The 15,232-nt window shown below is 62.6% G+C and carries 12 protein-coding genes; 3 read left to right on the top strand and 9 right to left on the bottom strand.

Annotated elements, in window-relative coordinates; translation table 11 throughout:
* The first annotated feature begins 418 nt into the window (after positions 1-418).
* Together katG and V6X73_RS00595 are read left to right on the top strand one after the other, a co-directional pair.
* Positions 419-2,596, top strand: coding sequence for a catalase/peroxidase HPI (katG, locus tag V6X73_RS00600; protein ID WP_367958261.1), 2,178 nt, complete (start codon positions 419-421; stop codon positions 2,594-2,596).
* 137 nt (positions 2,597-2,733) lie between these two features.
* Positions 2,734-3,081, top strand: a complete 348-nt coding sequence (locus tag V6X73_RS00595) for a carboxymuconolactone decarboxylase family protein (RefSeq protein ID WP_367958262.1) — start codon at positions 2,734-2,736, stop codon at positions 3,079-3,081.
* 94 nt (positions 3,082-3,175) lie between these two features.
* On the opposite strand, the gene V6X73_RS00590 is transcribed toward V6X73_RS00595, so the two are convergent.
* The 4 genes from V6X73_RS00590 to rsgA form a co-directional block, all read right to left on the bottom strand.
* The gene (locus V6X73_RS00590) at positions 3,176-4,237 is read right to left on the bottom strand and encodes a quaternary amine ABC transporter ATP-binding protein (protein WP_367958263.1); all 1,062 of its coding nucleotides are present in this window, start codon (positions 4,235-4,237) and stop codon (positions 3,176-3,178) included.
* Positions 4,238-4,255: 18 nt separating this feature from the next.
* On the bottom strand, positions 4,256-5,275 hold the full coding sequence (locus V6X73_RS00585) for an ABC transporter permease (protein WP_367958264.1): 1,020 nt from the start codon (positions 5,273-5,275) through the stop codon (positions 4,256-4,258).
* Positions 5,276-5,353: 78 nt separating this feature from the next.
* Entirely contained in the window at positions 5,354-6,313 is a 960-nt protein-coding gene (locus tag V6X73_RS00580) for an ABC transporter substrate-binding protein (RefSeq protein ID WP_367958265.1), read from the bottom strand.
* Positions 6,314-6,514: 201 nt separating this feature from the next.
* Complete coding sequence (gene rsgA, locus V6X73_RS00575) at positions 6,515-7,414, bottom strand: ribosome small subunit-dependent GTPase A (protein ID WP_367958266.1); 900 nt, start codon at positions 7,412-7,414, stop codon at positions 6,515-6,517.
* Positions 7,415-7,494: 80 nt separating this feature from the next.
* Between rsgA and orn the strand changes: the two genes are divergently transcribed.
* Positions 7,495-8,055, top strand: a complete 561-nt coding sequence (gene orn, locus V6X73_RS00570; protein ID WP_367958267.1) for an oligoribonuclease — start codon at positions 7,495-7,497, stop codon at positions 8,053-8,055.
* Here orn and V6X73_RS00565 read toward each other — a convergent pair.
* From V6X73_RS00565 to ppsA, 5 genes are all read right to left on the bottom strand, one after another.
* Entirely contained in the window at positions 7,997-8,875 is an 879-nt protein-coding gene (locus tag V6X73_RS00565; RefSeq protein WP_367958268.1) for a sulfurtransferase, read from the bottom strand. The two genes, orn and V6X73_RS00565, sit on opposite strands and share 59 nt — an antisense overlap.
* 58 nt (positions 8,876-8,933) lie before the next feature.
* On the bottom strand, positions 8,934-10,148 hold the full coding sequence (gene glcF, locus V6X73_RS00560) for a glycolate oxidase subunit GlcF (protein WP_367958269.1): 1,215 nt from the start codon (positions 10,146-10,148) through the stop codon (positions 8,934-8,936).
* 2 nt (positions 10,149-10,150) lie between these two features.
* A complete protein-coding gene (gene glcE / locus V6X73_RS00555) occupies positions 10,151-11,233 on the bottom strand; it encodes a glycolate oxidase subunit GlcE (protein WP_367958270.1) in 1,083 nt (360 codons plus the stop codon).
* A complete protein-coding gene (locus tag V6X73_RS00550) occupies positions 11,233-12,732 on the bottom strand; it encodes an FAD-linked oxidase C-terminal domain-containing protein (protein ID WP_367958271.1) in 1,500 nt (499 codons plus the stop codon). Before V6X73_RS00550 ends, glcE begins: the two co-directional genes overlap by 1 nt.
* Positions 12,733-12,832: 100 nt before the next feature.
* The gene (gene ppsA, locus V6X73_RS00545) at positions 12,833-15,214 is read right to left on the bottom strand and encodes a phosphoenolpyruvate synthase (protein WP_367958272.1); all 2,382 of its coding nucleotides are present in this window, start codon (positions 15,212-15,214) and stop codon (positions 12,833-12,835) included.
* Between the last annotated feature and the right edge of the window lie 18 nt (positions 15,215-15,232).

The raw sequence follows: 15,232 nt of genomic DNA, 5'->3' as shown, positions 1-15,232 counted from the left end.
GCGGCCCCATCGGGGCCGTTTTTGTATCTGACCGTGTCGGGGTTCGAACCCTCGGTAACAAGCTGATACTGGGTTCGACTAATCGCCGTGAGGCGATTAGGACGCGGAGCGTAGCGAAGCGCCCGGAGGGTGAGGCCCGGAGGGCCGAATCAATCCCTCCCTCTCCGCCAGATACGAAAGCGGCCCCATCGGGGCCGTTTTTGTATCTGACCGTGTCGGGGTTCGAACCCTCGCCAGCGGCTCGTCGATAGGCCGGAACGAACATACCTTCTAAACCAATTCTTCCTGCCAATCGTTCTCATTGGCAACAACAAATTCCATTCGCCGCTGTGTTTGTTATAACTGCAGACTCGCAGCGGACCGGATGCGGTCGCCCTGCACCGAATTTCAACGCAGAACTGAGCGGAGATGAGCAACCATGGCAGCAGCTGATATCGACAATGCCGGCAAATGCCCGGTTATGCATGGTGGAGCAACCACCGAGGGCAGCGACAACATGGAGTGGTGGCCCAATGCGCTGAACCTGGACATCCTCCACCAGCATGACACCAAGACCAATCCACTGGGCGAGACCTTCAACTACCGAGAAGAGGTCAAAAAGCTTGACTACCAAGCCCTGTGGAATGACATGCATGCGCTGATGAAAGACAGCCAGTCATGGTGGCCGGCCGATTGGGGCCACTACGGCGGGTTGATGATCCGTATGGCCTGGCATGCGGCCGGCTCGTATCGGACCTCGGATGGCCGTGGCGGGGGTGGCACCGGCAATCAGCGGTTTGCGCCGCTCAACTCCTGGCCGGACAACACCAACCTGGACAAGGCCCGGCGTCTGCTCTGGCCGCTGAAGAAAAAGTACGGCAACCAGGTGAGTTGGGCCGATCTGATTATCCTCGCCGGCACGGTGGCCTACGAGTCCATGGGGCTCAAGGTCTTTGGGTTTGGCTATGGCCGCGAGGACATCTGGCATCCCGAGAAAGATGTCTACTGGGGCTCCGAGAAAGAGTGGCTTGCACCAAGCGAGGAGCGCTACGAAGACGTCGATAACCCCGATACGATGGAAAATCCGCTCGCTGCGGTGCAGATGGGGCTCATCTATGTCAACCCGGAAGGTGTTAACGGCAACCCGGATCCGCTGAAGACCGCCGAGCAGGTACGCACGACCTTTGCCCGGATGGCAATGAACGACGAAGAGACCGTGGCGCTCACCGCCGGCGGTCATACGGTCGGCAAGTGCCACGGCAACGGCGACGCCGAACTGCTCGGCCCGGACCCGGAGGCGGCCGACATCGAAGAGCAGGGCCTTGGGTGGAATAACCACAGCACCCGCGGGGTTGGCCGCGATACGGTCACCAGCGGCATCGAGGGGGCCTGGACCACCCATCCCACCCAGTGGGACAACGGCTATTTCCATCTGCTGCTCAACTACGAGTGGGCGCTGAAAAAGAGCCCGGCCGGTGCCTGGCAGTGGGAACCGGTGGATATCAAAGAAGAGGACAAGCCGGTGGATGTGGAGGATCCGTCGATTCGCCACAACCCGATCATGACCGACGCCGACATGGCCATGAAGATGGATCCGGCGTATCGGAAGATCTCTGAGCGGTTCTACAACGATCCGGCCTACTTTGATGATGTCTTCGCCCGGGCCTGGTTCAAGCTCACCCATCGCGACATGGGTCCCAAGGCGCGGTACATCGGCCCCCACGTCCCGGATGAGGAGCTGATCTGGCAGGATCCGGTGCCGGCGGGCTCGACCGATTATGACGTCGATGCACTCAAGGCCCGAATCGCCGAGAGCGGCTTGAGCGTCAGCGAGATGGTCGCCACGGCCTGGGATAGTGCCCGGACCTTCCGTGGTTCGGATATGCGCGGTGGCGCCAATGGCGCCCGGATCCGGCTGGCGCCGCAGAAGGACTGGGAGGGCAACGAGCCCGAGCGGCTGCACAAGGTACTGGGCGTGCTCGAGCCGATCGCCGAGTCCGCCGGTGCGAGTCTCGCCGACGTGATCGTCCTCGCCGGCAATGTGGGCATTGAAAAGGCGGCCAAAGCCGCCGGATTCGATATCCGCGTGCCGTTTTCCCCTGGCCGTGGCGATGCCACCCAGGAGCAGACGGATGCCGAGTCTTTTGAGGTGCTCGAGCCCGAGGCCGACGGCTTCCGCAACTGGATGAAGAAGGATTACGTCGTCAGCGCCGAGGAGCTCATGCTCGACCGGGCCCAGCTGCTTGGACTCACCGGCCCTCAGATGACAGTGCTGGTGGCCGGCATGCGGGCCATGGGCACCAACCATGGAGGCACCAAGCATGGGGTGTTTACCGATCGCGAAGGGGCGTTGACCAACGACTTCTTTGTCAACCTCTGCGATATGGGCAACACCTGGAAGCCGGTGTCGAGCAACCTCTACGAGGTGCGCGACCGTCAGACCGATGAGCTCAAGTGGACGGCGACACGCGCCGATCTGGTCTTTGGCTCCAACTCGGTGCTGCGCTCCTACGCCGAGCTCTATGCCCAGGACGACAACCAGGAGAAATTCGTCCACGATTTCGTGGATACCTGGACCAAGGTGATGAACAACGACCGCTTCGATCTCGAAGCCTGAACCTGACATCATCACCCAAGGCCCGCCGCGCCTCTGGCCCGGCGGGTTTTTTTATGCTTTTCGGACCATCACAGGAACTCACCGGTGTGCCCTGTGGTTCCGATCTGGAACACTCCCCGATCAACAAAGGAGCAGGTATGCATAAGGATTGGCCGAAAACCACCGAGGAACTCACCGCCCTGATGCAGACGTTCGGCAAGGGGCATCCCGAGGTGGCGAAGGGGTTCTCGCAGTTATCCACCGCCGCCGAAAAGGACGGCGCAGTGAGTGCCAAGCACAAAGAGCTGATGGCACTGGCGATTGGCGTAGCCATCCGCTGCGAAGGCTGTATTGCCTTTCACGCCAAGGCGGCGGCCGAAGCCGGTGCAAGCCGCGACGAGGTGCTGGAGACCGTGGGCGTGTGCCTGTACATGGGCGGCGGGCCGTCTTTTGTCTATGGATCGCAGGCGTTGGAGGCATTCGATGCCTTCGTCTCGCCTGAGTGACGCGTGCCCAGCGCCAGCCGGATGGCGTGCAGGGGCGTAAAAAAAACCCCGCCGAAGCGGGGTTTTCTCGTCTGAGCCGTCATTGGTCAACCGATCAGACCTTGCCGCGTACACCATCCTCGGCGGCGCTGGTGGGCACCAGCGCCTTGACCAGATCCTGCATGTGGAGCACGCCGATCTGCTCACCATCACTGACAACGCGGTAGTTGAGCGAGGTATCACCCTCCGAGGCAGCGATCACCGACTCAAGATTGTCGTTGCCATCGATATCCCCGGCAACCGACCCTTCGATGGCATCGGTCTTGGGCTGCATGATGGATCGTACCCGCAGGACCCGTGCCCGGTTGATATCGCTGATGAAATCAACGATGTAGGGGTCGTTGGGATGCAGGAGGATTTCCTGCGGCTCGCCCTGCTGGACGGTGTATCCGTCCTTGAGGATCACCAGGTGGTCGGCGAGCTTGAGGGCCTCATCCAAGTCATGGGTGATGAACACGATGGTCTTGTGCAGCTCTTGCTGGAGCTCGAGCAGTAGATCCTGCATATCCGTCCGGATGAGTGGATCCAGTGCCGAGAAGGCCTCGTCCATCAGCATGATATCGGAGTTGGAGGTAAGCGCCCGGGCAATGCCCACACGCTGCTGCATACCGCCCGACAGCTGGTGCGGGTGCTGGTGGTCATTACCCTGCAGCCCGACCCGGTCCAGCCACTTGCTGCCTTCCTCCACCGCCGTCTGCTTGTCCTCGCCGCGGACGATTAGCGGCATTGCCGCGTTTTCGACCACCGTCCGGTGGGGGAGCAGAGCGAATTTCTGGAACACCATCGACATCTGCTGCCGGCGCAGGTGACGCAGGCTGTCCTCGTTATAGCTGATGACGTCATCGCCATCCACCAGTACCTGACCGGAGGTTGGATCGATCAGCCGGTTGAGATGACGGATGAGCGTGGACTTGCCCGAGCCGGAGAGGCCCATGATGACCGTAATCTCGCCGGCGACCATATCCACGTTGATGTCCTGGAGGCCCAGGACATGTCCGTACTCGGCGAGCAGCTCTGTCTTGCCGACGCCATTTTTGACGTGTTCCAGCGCCGCCTCGGGATCGTCACCGAAGATCTTGTACAGATGCTGGATCGAAATCTTGACCTGTTCACTCATGGTTTCGGGTCCGTCCGCTTACTGTTGGGCCGTATTGACGCGGGCGAGAGCCGCCTTGGTCACACGGTCGAGGATGATGGCCAAAAGCACGATGCCCAGACCCGAAACCAGCCCAACGCCAAGCTCGAGGTTCCGGATGCCGCGAAGCACCAGAACACCCAACCCGGGGGCGGAGACCAGCGAGGCAATCACCACCATGGCGAGGCTCATCATGATGGTCTGGTTGACACCGGCCATGATGTTGGGAAGCGCCAGCGGAATCTGAACCCCGTAGAGCTTCTGCCGGTCGGTCATGCCGTAGGCATCGGCGGCCTCGATGACGTCCTTGTCCACCAGCCGGATCCCCAAATCGGTGAGGCGGATCACCGGGACAATCGCATAGAGGATGATGGCGATGCCGTAGAGCTTGGGCTCGGTCACCGAGAACAGGAAGATCAACGGGATCAGGTACACGAATGGAGGCAGTGTCTGGAGCATATCCAGCACCGGTATGACGCCGCGTTGCAGTCCGTCACTTCGCGACATCGCAATCCCGATTGGCACCCCTAACAGCACGCAGATCAGTGAGCAGACAAAGATAATCGCCAACGTCTGCATGGCGTAATCGTAATGATCGATGAACGCCAAAAAGAGTATGAAAGAGGCGACCATGCCCACCAGGCGGGTGGATTTGGAAGCCAGATAGACAATGCCCAGCAGGATGGGAATCATCACAAACCAGGGCACCGTCTGGAAAATCGACAAAGCACCACTGAGGAACCAGCTCAGTGGCTGGGTGATCGGGTCGATCACCACCTTCAGTGCGTCTTTAATCCCCAGAAAGCCACTCTCCAGACCGCTTGTCAGTCCGCGGGTCTGGGCAATGGCCGGGCAGGCATCATGGAGGTTGTCCAACGAGGGGAAGGGCAATTCCCAGAGGGATTTTGTCTCGCCGCTGTTGCGGGCGAGCAACTCTTCCATGCTCATGGTGCCGCCGGTTTTTTCGCCGCACCAGCCGCGCAGCCCCAGTCCATCGAAAATGAAATCGTAAGTCGCCATGACCTTATCCCTGTTTTTCTAACAGAAAAGGCGCCGGGCCTGTGGCCGCGGCGCCTGTTTGGCGCTACCCGGGGTGTTTTAGAACATGCCCTCGAGGTTCGCCTGGGCCTCTTCGCTGAGCCAGCTCATCCACTGATCCTGGTTGTTCTGCAGGTAGTAGACCACTGCCTCATCGATGCTCGCCTGGTTGTCGGAGTGCCAGGCCAGGATGCCGTTCATTGTGTCGTTCGAGATGCTGACGTTCTGGATCAGCTCGAACGCTTCCGGCTCACGCTCGGCAAAGTCCGAGGTGACCACGTTGAACACATCGGCCGATGGGAAGGACGACACACCCACCTCGTTGCACTCGGTGTCCTGGTTGCAGTTGTGGACCTCTTCGTTGTACGGACCCAGATCAACGCTGACCATGTCGTACTTACCAAGCGGTGCCGTGGGGCCCCAGTAGTAGCCGAAGTAGGGCTCCTGGTTTTCATAGGCCGAGGCCATGGCGCCGGCGAGGGTCTCGCCCGAACCGTGGTTGAACACCTCGATGCCGTTGCCCTCGAGGTCAAACGCCTCCTTCAGCGAGTCGTTGACGATGCGGCAACCCCACCCGTCGGGGCAGTTGTGGAAGCGCGCCCCCACCAGTTCAGGGTTGTCGAGGATACCCTCGATAGTGGCGAGCTCCGGATGCTCCTCGACCAGGTAGCTCGGCACCAGCCAGTGCTCGGTGCCACCGTCGCTGAACGAGTCCGAGGCCTTAACGACCTTGCCCTCGTCCGCCAGGTCAAAATAGGCCGGAGCGGAGTTGACCCACAGCTCCGGGACCACGTCCGGCTCGTTGTTTTCGGCCAGCGAGGTGATCGCGGTCGTCGTGGCCGACGGTACCACCGTCACGTCACAGCCATAGCCCTCCTCGAGCAGGAAGGCGATGACGCCGGTGTTAACGCCACCGGAAGTCCAGTTCATTTCTGCCACAGACACCTCGCCGCATTCGGCGTTGGCGGCCATCGGCAGCATGGCGCCCGAAAGGGCAAGTGCGTAAATGGAACGCTTCATCATGGTTTGCTCCGTTCTCTTCGCTTGATTAGCGGTTAGTGATTGGCGGAGAAGCCATCAAATGCCGACCGTACCGCATCGGGCACGGGGCGATTCGATGTTTGGGGGAGTAGGGCGCCGGATCAGTCATCCGGCTTTTTATCGTTGCCTGCGGGATATGGATACCCGGGCCTCCGTGTTCAACGTTGCCTTAACTATAGATCAACTTTTCTGATCTGCCAAACCGTTCTCGGTCTCCTGCATGAGTCGTGCCCAGTGCGCGATGCGCTGTGCCGGTAAGGCGCCGGATTCGCGTGCGCGCTGCAAAGCGCAACCGGGTTCGCCGTTGTGTCGGCAATCACGGAACTGGCATTGACCGGTAAGTTCGGCGATGTCCGGAAAGGCGGCCATGACCTGCCCGGGCGAGAGATGGTCGAGCCGCAGGGTGCGCACGCCGGGGGAGTCGATCAATGCCGGTCCGCCCGGGTGCTCGACCAGTATTGTTTCGGTGGTGGTGTGTCTGCCTTGACCGCTCGCGCGGTTGATTTCGCCGACGCGCAGATCCACACCGGGTACCAGCGCCTTTGTAAGGGATGATTTGCCAACCCCGGATTGGCCAACGAGGATTGCCGTCCCGGCACCGATCAATCGGCGAATCGCATCGAGCCCGGCCCCTGATCGGGCACTACCATCCAGGCAGTCAAGCCGGTGGTGGTCGGCGCTGAGCCGCGTCAGCAGGGCATGGCGCTGCGCCTCTTCGAGCCGGTCGGTTTTATTGAGCCAGAGCGTCAGGGGGATGGCGGCCGCCCGACTGAGCACCCGGTACCGGTCGATGAGCAGCGGGTCCGGCGTCGGTGTCGGGGCGATGACAAGGACCATCCGGTCGACATTGGCCGCCAGGGGGCGGGGATGGCCGCGGAAATCGCCACGCTCGATGACGTTGCGGCGTGGCTCGACGGCCTCGACCACAGCACCACCGGACTGCGCTTGCCAGTCGATCCAGTCGCCGCAGACGGGGCGGCCGCCACGCCGGCGCAGCTGACAGCGGTGGAGGTCACCGCTTTGGTCGGCGACCAGGCAGTGATCGCCGGTGCTCAGCACGACCCGTCCGCGGCGGCGCATCAGTCATCGCCTCCGGCCGCTGATCGACGAGCGCTCTGGTAGACTCTCGGGTGTTTTTTCGGCCAACAGGGGGCGACTCGATGGGTTTTTCCCAGGACAATCTCATCTGGATCGACCTGGAGATGACAGGGCTTGATGTCGATCGCGATCGGATCATTGAGGTGGCGACCATTGTCACCGATGCCCAGCTCGAGATCCTCGCCGAGGGACCGGTCATTGCCATCCACCAACCCGAGGACGTCCTCGCCGGCATGGATGACTGGAACCAGAACCAGCATGGTGGCTCGGGTCTGCTCAAACGGGTTCGCGAGAGCACCGTGGACGAGGCCGAAGCGGAACAACGCACCCTGGCCTTTCTCGAGCAATGGGTCCCGCCAGGGGTGTCGCCGATGTGTGGCAACAGTATCTGCCAGGACCGGCGCTTCATGCACCGATCCATGCCGAGGCTGATGCGTTATTTCCATTACCGTCACATCGATGTCAGCACACTCAAGGAGCTCGCCACCCGCTGGCTGCCGTCGGTCACCACAGGTTTCACCAAGCAGTCATCCCACCTGGCGCTGGATGACATCCGCGATTCCATCAACGAGCTCCGCCATTATCGGGCGCATTTTCTGGTGGATGCGGCTCGGGCCCGGTAACAATGGGCGTGTCGGGGTGATTCCCCCACTCAGACCAGGATCCGTCGTAGCCGCGGACATGGTCGAAGCCAAGATGGCGCAGCACGACATAGCTCAGCGACGAGCGATGATGCGTCTGGCAGTGGGTGATGATTTCCTTATCGGGTGTGAGGCCATGCTGTCGGTACAAAGCCTCGAGCATTGCGGTCGGACGTAGCCGGAACCCGTCGTCCGGATCGCGGTTATCGGCCCAGTCCAGATTGATGGCCCCCGGGATATGGCCGCCCCGAGCGGCTCGCACGTCCACGCCGCTGTACTCGGCCGGTGTCCGGGCATCGAGGATGCAGACCGCCGGATCATCCAGATGGGCCTCGATATAGCCCCGATCGGCGACCACTTCCGGATTGCGAAGCTCGGCGGGGTAAGGCGGCGTCGAGGGCTGAACCGGCCCACCGGAGGCGGTCGCTTCTCCGCTGCGGATCCAGGCATGAAGACCGCCATCGAGGATGGCCGCTTCCCAGTGACCGAGGGCATTGAGGGTCCACACAAGCCGCGATGCCCGACCGCCGCCACTGTCATCGTAGGCCACGACAGGACGCTGTGGCTCGATACCCGCTTCCCCGAGTGCCGTCGAGAGCACCGCCATCGGCGGCAACAACCCGGGTGCCGGTGGCCGGGCATGGTTGAGGCGGGCGTAGTCCAGACAGCCCGCCCCCGGGATATGCGCCTGGGCGAAGGCGGCCTCATCGCCGACGAATACCACCCGTGGTGGCGGGTCGTTTTGCAGACGCCGCGCCAGATCATCACTGTCGATGACCACCGGCAGGGCAGGGTCGGTCATGGATGACTCCATTGGCGATTGCACACCGGCGCAGTGTAGCAGCGCCCGAGGTTGTTGCTCAGGCGACTTTGATCAGCTCAAGCCAGTGCCGGACTGGAATCTCCGAGGCTTCGTCCAGGTGGGTCAGGCAGCCGATATTGGCGGTGGCGATGACCTGCGGCTCGCCGGTGTTGAGGTTTTCGAGTTTCTGTGTTCGCAGCTGCTCGGCCATTTCCGGCTGAAGAACCGAATAGGTCCCGGCCGAACCGCAGCAGAGATGGGCATCGGGCACCGGCGTCATATCAAAGCCGATACGCGCCATGAGCGCATCCACCCGGCCATTGAGCTTTTGGGCATGTTGCAGTGTGCAGGGCGTCTGGAACGCCACCCGGCGTGGTGCATCGTCTGCTGGCGCCAGTTGATCGGCGTGACGTTCGAGCAACTCGATCGGATCGATGGCAAGCGCTGTCACTCGGGCGGCTTTCTCGGCATAGTCCGGGTCATCCGCGAGCAGATGGCCATAGTCTTTGACCTGGGCACCGCAGCCACTAGCGTTGACCACTATCGCCTCGGCGCCGGCCTTGATGTGCGGCCACCAGGCGTCGATGTTTGATCGGATGCGTGCCTTGGCGGCTTCGCTGGCCCCCAGGTGCTGGTCAATCGCGCCACAGCAGCTGACCTCGGTGGTTCTTTTTACCGCAATGCCCAGGTCGTCCATGAGCCGCGCCGTCTGGGGGTTGATGGGCGGCTCCAGGGCGGGCTGGACACAGCCCTCGAGCATGAGCACAAACCGGCTGTGGGTCGATGCCGACGGCCAGGCCGGCGCCGGGCGACGGGGACGGATTTTTTTGCGCAGCGGCCCGGGGACGAGCGGGCGGGTCAGACGTCCCATCGTCAGCAGCGTCCCGAAAAGCCGTGGCCGGGGCAGGACGGTCCGCAGCCCGGTCCGCACCCATCGCTGCAATCCCCGGCGCGGCACTTGTTCTTCGACAATCTCTCGGCCTAGGTCGGCAAGCCGACCGTATTCCACGCCGGACGGGCAGGTCGTCTCGCAGGCGCGGCAAGTCAGGCAACGGTCGAGATGCAATTGAATGCTCTCGGTGGGGGCCTCGCCTTCGAGGACCTGCTTGATCTGGTAGATCCGCCCGCGGGGGCTGTCCAACTCGTCACCCAGTAAGCGGTAGGTCGGACAATTGGCCAGACAAAATCCACAATGCGTGCATTTGCGCAGGATCGCATCCGCCTCCTGGCCGGCGGCGCTGTCTTTGATGAAATCAGCCAGATGGGTCTGCATGCTCAGCTAACCTCCGCGTCGGGGTAGAGTCGGCCGGGGTTGAGGATGCCGTGGGGGTCGAAGGCCTTTTTGATGTTTTGATGCAGGCGGGCCTGGACCGCATCCAGGGGCGGGAAGGCGCCGACGCCATCAATCCGCCCGCGGAACAGCGTCGCGCTACCGCCCTGGGCCGCGGCCCGGGCGCGCAGGTTGTGCGGCTCTGGGTGACCCCGTAGCCAGAGCTGTTGGCCCGACCAGTCGATCAACAAGCGCTCGCCGTATACCGTCGGGTCCGAAGCCGGCGGCAGTGAAATGCGCCAGAGCGGTTGTTCGTCGCCGGCAAAAAACTCATGACGCTGGTCTCGTATCGATTGCCAGAAGGCATCCGCTGCGGCCGGTTCCAGCGCCTTGCCATCAATGGCGGCGACGGCGTCATCCACCGCCGAGGTGGTGCCTTCGAAACGCGCGTACAAACGCTCGCCGTCGTGGATCATCCCACTCAAGGGGCGGCCATTACGCAGCCACTGCTCGCTGAGGTCGTGGCATTGGGTGGGATCGGCTTCGACCTCGAGCGTGACCCGCGCCGCCGGTGCCGGCAGCACTTTGAGCGAGACCTCGGTGATCACCCCGAGTGTGCCCAGGGCGCCGGTGTTCAACCTTGCCACGTCATAGCCGGCGACGTTTTTCATGACCTCGCCGCCAAAGCGCATCAGCTCACCACGGCCATTGATCAATCGCAGCCCCAGCACCATGTCACGGACCGCACCGCCGTAGGGACGGCGGGGCCCGGCGAGTCCGGCGGCCACCACACCGCCCAGGGTGCCGCCGCCATTGAACTGCGGTGGCTCGAAGGCCAGGCGCTGTCCCTCGGCGGTCAGTGCCTCCTCGATCTCGACAATCGGTGTGCCCGCCCTTGCGGTGAGGACAAGTTCAGTGGGTTCGTAGCTGATAATGCCTCGATGCGCACTGATATCCAGCGCACTGCCCTGTACCGGGTTGCCATAGAAATGCTTGCTGCCGCTGCCGGTGATTGACAGCGCCTCGCCTTGATCGGCCGCATCGGCGACACGCTCGCGCAACGCCTCACTCTGGTCGGTGCCCGTCATCAGAGCCGCTCCAGCTCGGGGTGGGGCAGCTCGCCGTTGTGCACATGCAAACGGCCAAATTCCGCGCATCGGTTGAGCGTCGGGATCGCTTTGCCCGGATTGAGCAATCCCTTTTCATCGAACGCCGCTTTGATGCCATGGAACTGTTCGATTTCGGCACCGGCGAACTGCACGCACATCTCGTTGATTTTCTCCACGCCGACACCGTGCTCGCCGGTGACCGTGCCACCGACTTCGACGCATAACTGCAGGATGGCGCTGCCTACCCGTTCGGCGGCTTCGAGCTGCCCGGGCTGATTGCCGTCAAAGAGGATCAGGGGGTGGAGGTTGCCGTCGCCGGCATGAAAGACATTGACCGTCTCGAGGGCCTCTGCGGCGCTGATCTCGCTGATCCGGCGCAGTACGTAGGCGAGCTGCTTGCGGGGGATGGTGCCATCCATGCAGTAGTAATCGGGCGAAATCCGGCCAACGGCGGGGAAGGCCGCTTTGCGTCCGGCCCAGAAGCGGGCCTTCTCTTCATCATCGGCGGCCACCTGGATGCGGGTTGCGCCATGATCGCGCAGGCATTCATCCACCGCCTTGAGCTGGTCGGCGACCTCGGCCTCACTGCCATCGAGCTCACAGATGAGGATCGCTGCGGCGTCGGTATCATACCCGGCCTGGACAAAATCCTCGGCCGCCTGAATCGCCGCGCCGTCCATCATCTCCAGACCGCCGGGGATAATGCCCCGGGCAATCAGTCCGGCCACGGCATGGCCGCCGGATTCGACATCCGCAAACGACGCCATGAGCACCTGCTTGGTCAAAGGGTTGGGCAGCAGTTTGACCGTGACCTCGACAATCACGCCCAGCATGCCCTCGGAGCCGTGCATCAGGGCCAGTAGATCAAGCCCGGGGCTATCCAGTGACTCGGAGCCGATGGTGGTGAGCTCGCCCTCCATGGTGATGACCTTGACGGCGAGGACGTTATGAACGGTCAAGCCATATTTCAGGCAGTGCACGCCGCCGGCATTCTCGCCGACGTTGCCGCCGATCGAGCAGGCGATCTGCGAGGAAGGGTCGGGCGCGTAGTAAAGCCCGTAGGGTGCCGCCGCTTCGGTGATCGCCAGATTGCGGACGCCGGGCTCGACACGGGCGATTCGCCGGTGGTGATCGATCTCACGGATCCGGTTGAATTTGCCCATGGCCAGCAGCACCCCCTGGGGATGGGGCAGGGAGCCGCCGGACAGGCTGGTGCCTGACCCGCGTGTGACCACTGGCACGCCGGCCCCGTGGCACAGCCGCAAAACGGTCTGAACCTGTTCGATGGTCTCGGGCACCACCACCAGTCGAGGCAGTTGCTTGTACGGGGCAAGGCCATCGCACTCGTAGGCGCGCAAGCCGGCTTCGTGAACGATCAGCCCTTCCTCCGGCAGGACCTGCCGGAGCGCGTTAATGAGCGGGTCGACGTCGACATCGAAGCGCAGGTCTTCGTCCCGGAATAATGCATGGGCTGGCATGCCGTCTCCTCCCGTTAATTGGTCTGACCAACTTATCGCAGGAGACGGCTGTGCTCAAGCCCGCTCCTGATCCGGGCGGGCCTGAGCCGGTGTCGGTCAATCAGTGCGCTTGCTGGTCGTCGGCCAGATAGAGCCAGGTTTCGACCACGCTGTCCGGGTTGAGCGAGACGCTCTCGATGCCCTGTTCCATCAGCCATCGGGCCAGATCGGGATGATCCGACGGACCCTGGCCGCAGATGCCGACATACTTGCCCGCCCGGCGTGCGGCCTGGATGGCCATCTCCAGCAGTGCTTTCACCGCCGGGTCGCGCTCTTCGAACAGATGGGCGACCAGGCCGGAGTCCCGATCCAGTCCCAGGGTCAGCTGGGTGAGATCGTTGGAGCCGATGGAATAGCCATCGAAGATTTCGAGGAACTCATCGGCGAGCACGGCGTTGGAGGGTAGCTCGCACATCATGATGACTTTGAGGCCACCCTTGCCTTTTTCCAGCCCATTGGCGGCCAACAGCTCCACCACCTGTCGGCCTTCTTCGGGGGTGCGGACAAAGGGGATCATGATCCAGACATTGGTAAAGCCCATGGTGTCGCGGACCTTGCGCAGCGCCCGGCACTCAAGCTCGAAGCAGGGCCGGAAGTTTTCAGCGATGTAGCGCGAGGCCCCCCGGAAGCCAATCATCGGGTTTTCTTCTTCGGGTTCGTAGGCGGCGCCGCCAATCAGATTGGCGTATTCGTTGGATTTGAAATCGGACATGCGCACGATGACCGGCTTGTCGCCGAAGCTTGCCGCCAGGGTGCTGATGCCCTCGGCGAGTTTGTCGACATAAAAGCTCACTGGATCGTCATAACCGGCGATCTGGTTCTGGATGACCGCCTGCAGATCCGCGGATTGTTGATCGAACTCCAGCAACGCACGCGGGTGGATGCCGATCATGCGGTTGATGATGAACTCCAGCCGCGCCAGACCGACGCCGGCGTTGGGCAGCTGGGCAAAGTCGAACGCCCGATCCGGGTTGCCGACATTCATCATGATCTTGAAAGGCAGTTCCGGCATGTTGCCAAGGGCGATCTCTCTGACCTCGAAATCCTGGATGCCGCGGTAGATATAGCCGGTATCGCCTTCGGCGCACGAGACGGTCACCTCGGTGCCATCGCTGATCCGTTCGGTGCCTTCGCCGGTTCCGACCACCGCCGGGATCCCCAGCTCGCGGGCGATGATGGCCGCATGGCAGGTGCGACCGCCGCGGTTGGTGACGATGGCCGCGGCGCGTTTCATGATCGGCTCCCAGTCCGGGTCGGTCATGTCGGTCACCAGCACGTCCCCGGTCTCGACATCGTGCATGTCATTGATGTCATCGATCACTCGGGCCCGGCCGGCGCCGATGCGCTGACCGATGGCGCGGCCCTCGATCATGACCTGGCCGCGCTCGTGGAGCTGATAGCGCTGAAGGCTCTGCCCGCCATCCCGACTTTTGACCGTCTCGGGGCGGGCCTGGAGGATGAACAGCCGCCCGGTCTCGCCGTCTTTGCCCCATTCGATGTCCATGGGCCGGCCATAGTGGCGTTCGATGGTCATGGCCTGGCGCGCCAGCGACTCGACCTCTTCATCGGTCAGACAAAAGCGCATGCGCTCGGCGTCGTCGGTCTCCACCACCTTGACCAGTTCGTCGCCACCCTCATCGTTGTAGACCATCTTGATGGCCTTCTCGCCGAGGGTGCGCCGCAGCACCGCGGGACGACCGGCGTCCAGCGTCGCTTTGTGGGCATAGAACTCGTCCGGGTTGACCGAACCCTGGACGACGGTTTCGCCCAGCCCGTACGAGGCGGTGACAAAGACCACATCCCGAAAGCCGGACTCGGTGTCCATGGTGAACATCACCCCCGAGGCGCCGGTATCCGAGCGGACCATCTCCTGCACCCCGGCCGAGAGGGCGACCTGTTCGTGGGCAAAGCCGTGATGGACGCGATAGGAGATGGCACGGTCGTTGAATAGCGAGGCGAATACATCGCGAATGTAGTGCAGTACGTGATCCAGCCCGCGGACGTTGAGATAGGTCTCCTGCTGCCCGGCAAACGACGCATCGGGGAGGTCCTCGGCGGTGGCCGAGGATCGCACCGCGACAGCTAGCTCGCTGGACTTGCCGGTGCGTTCGACCAGCGTCTCCCAGGCAGAGACGATCTGCTCATGGAGGGCCGGTGGAAAGGGGGTATCCATGATCATCTGGCGGATATCCGCGCCGGTCTGGGCCAGTGCCCGGGTGTCATCGACATCCAGGCCCTCGAGGGCCTTTTCGATGCGTTGGCGCAGGCCGCTTTCATCGAGGAAATCCCAGTAAGCCTGAGCGGTGGTGGCAAAGCCACCGGGTACCTGGACGCCGGCATCGGCCAGGTTGCTGATCATCTCGCCCAGCGAGGCATTCTTGCCGCCGACGCGCTCGACGTCACCCATTCCAAGGGACTCAAACCAGACTACGTACTCGCTCACTTGTGTTCTCCCTCTCCA

It is taken from the genome of Spiribacter pallidus, assembly GCF_040838495.1.
GTDB classification, from domain to species: domain Bacteria; phylum Pseudomonadota; class Gammaproteobacteria; order Nitrococcales; family Nitrococcaceae; genus Spiribacter; species Spiribacter pallidus.
The sequence above is the reverse complement of the archived record's forward strand: the minus strand, read 5'-3'. Positions and strand labels throughout refer to the sequence as shown.

Excerpts from the sequence above, each read along its gene's own strand:
- V6X73_RS00595 (WP_367958262.1), top strand. The coding sequence starts at position 2,734 with ATGCATAAGGATTGGCCGAAAACCACCGAGGAACTCACCGCCCTGATG.
- orn (WP_367958267.1), top strand. The coding sequence starts at position 7,495 with ATGGGTTTTTCCCAGGACAATCTCATCTGGATCGACCTGGAGATGACA.
- V6X73_RS00580 (WP_367958265.1), bottom strand. The coding sequence starts at position 6,313 with ATGAAGCGTTCCATTTACGCACTTGCCCTTTCGGGCGCCATGCTGCCG.
- V6X73_RS00590 (WP_367958263.1), bottom strand. The coding sequence starts at position 4,237 with ATGAGTGAACAGGTCAAGATTTCGATCCAGCATCTGTACAAGATCTTC.
- katG (WP_367958261.1), top strand. The coding sequence starts at position 419 with ATGGCAGCAGCTGATATCGACAATGCCGGCAAATGCCCGGTTATGCAT.
- V6X73_RS00585 (WP_367958264.1), bottom strand. The coding sequence starts at position 5,275 with ATGGCGACTTACGATTTCATTTTCGATGGACTGGGGCTGCGCGGCTGG.
- V6X73_RS00565 (WP_367958268.1), bottom strand. The coding sequence starts at position 8,875 with ATGACCGACCCTGCCCTGCCGGTGGTCATCGACAGTGATGATCTGGCG.
- glcE (WP_367958270.1), bottom strand. The coding sequence starts at position 11,233 with ATGACGGGCACCGACCAGAGTGAGGCGTTGCGCGAGCGTGTCGCCGAT.
- glcF (WP_367958269.1), bottom strand. The coding sequence starts at position 10,148 with ATGCAGACCCATCTGGCTGATTTCATCAAAGACAGCGCCGCCGGCCAG.
- rsgA (WP_367958266.1), bottom strand. The coding sequence starts at position 7,414 with ATGCGCCGCCGCGGACGGGTCGTGCTGAGCACCGGCGATCACTGCCTG.
- V6X73_RS00550 (WP_367958271.1), bottom strand. The coding sequence starts at position 12,732 with ATGCCAGCCCATGCATTATTCCGGGACGAAGACCTGCGCTTCGATGTC.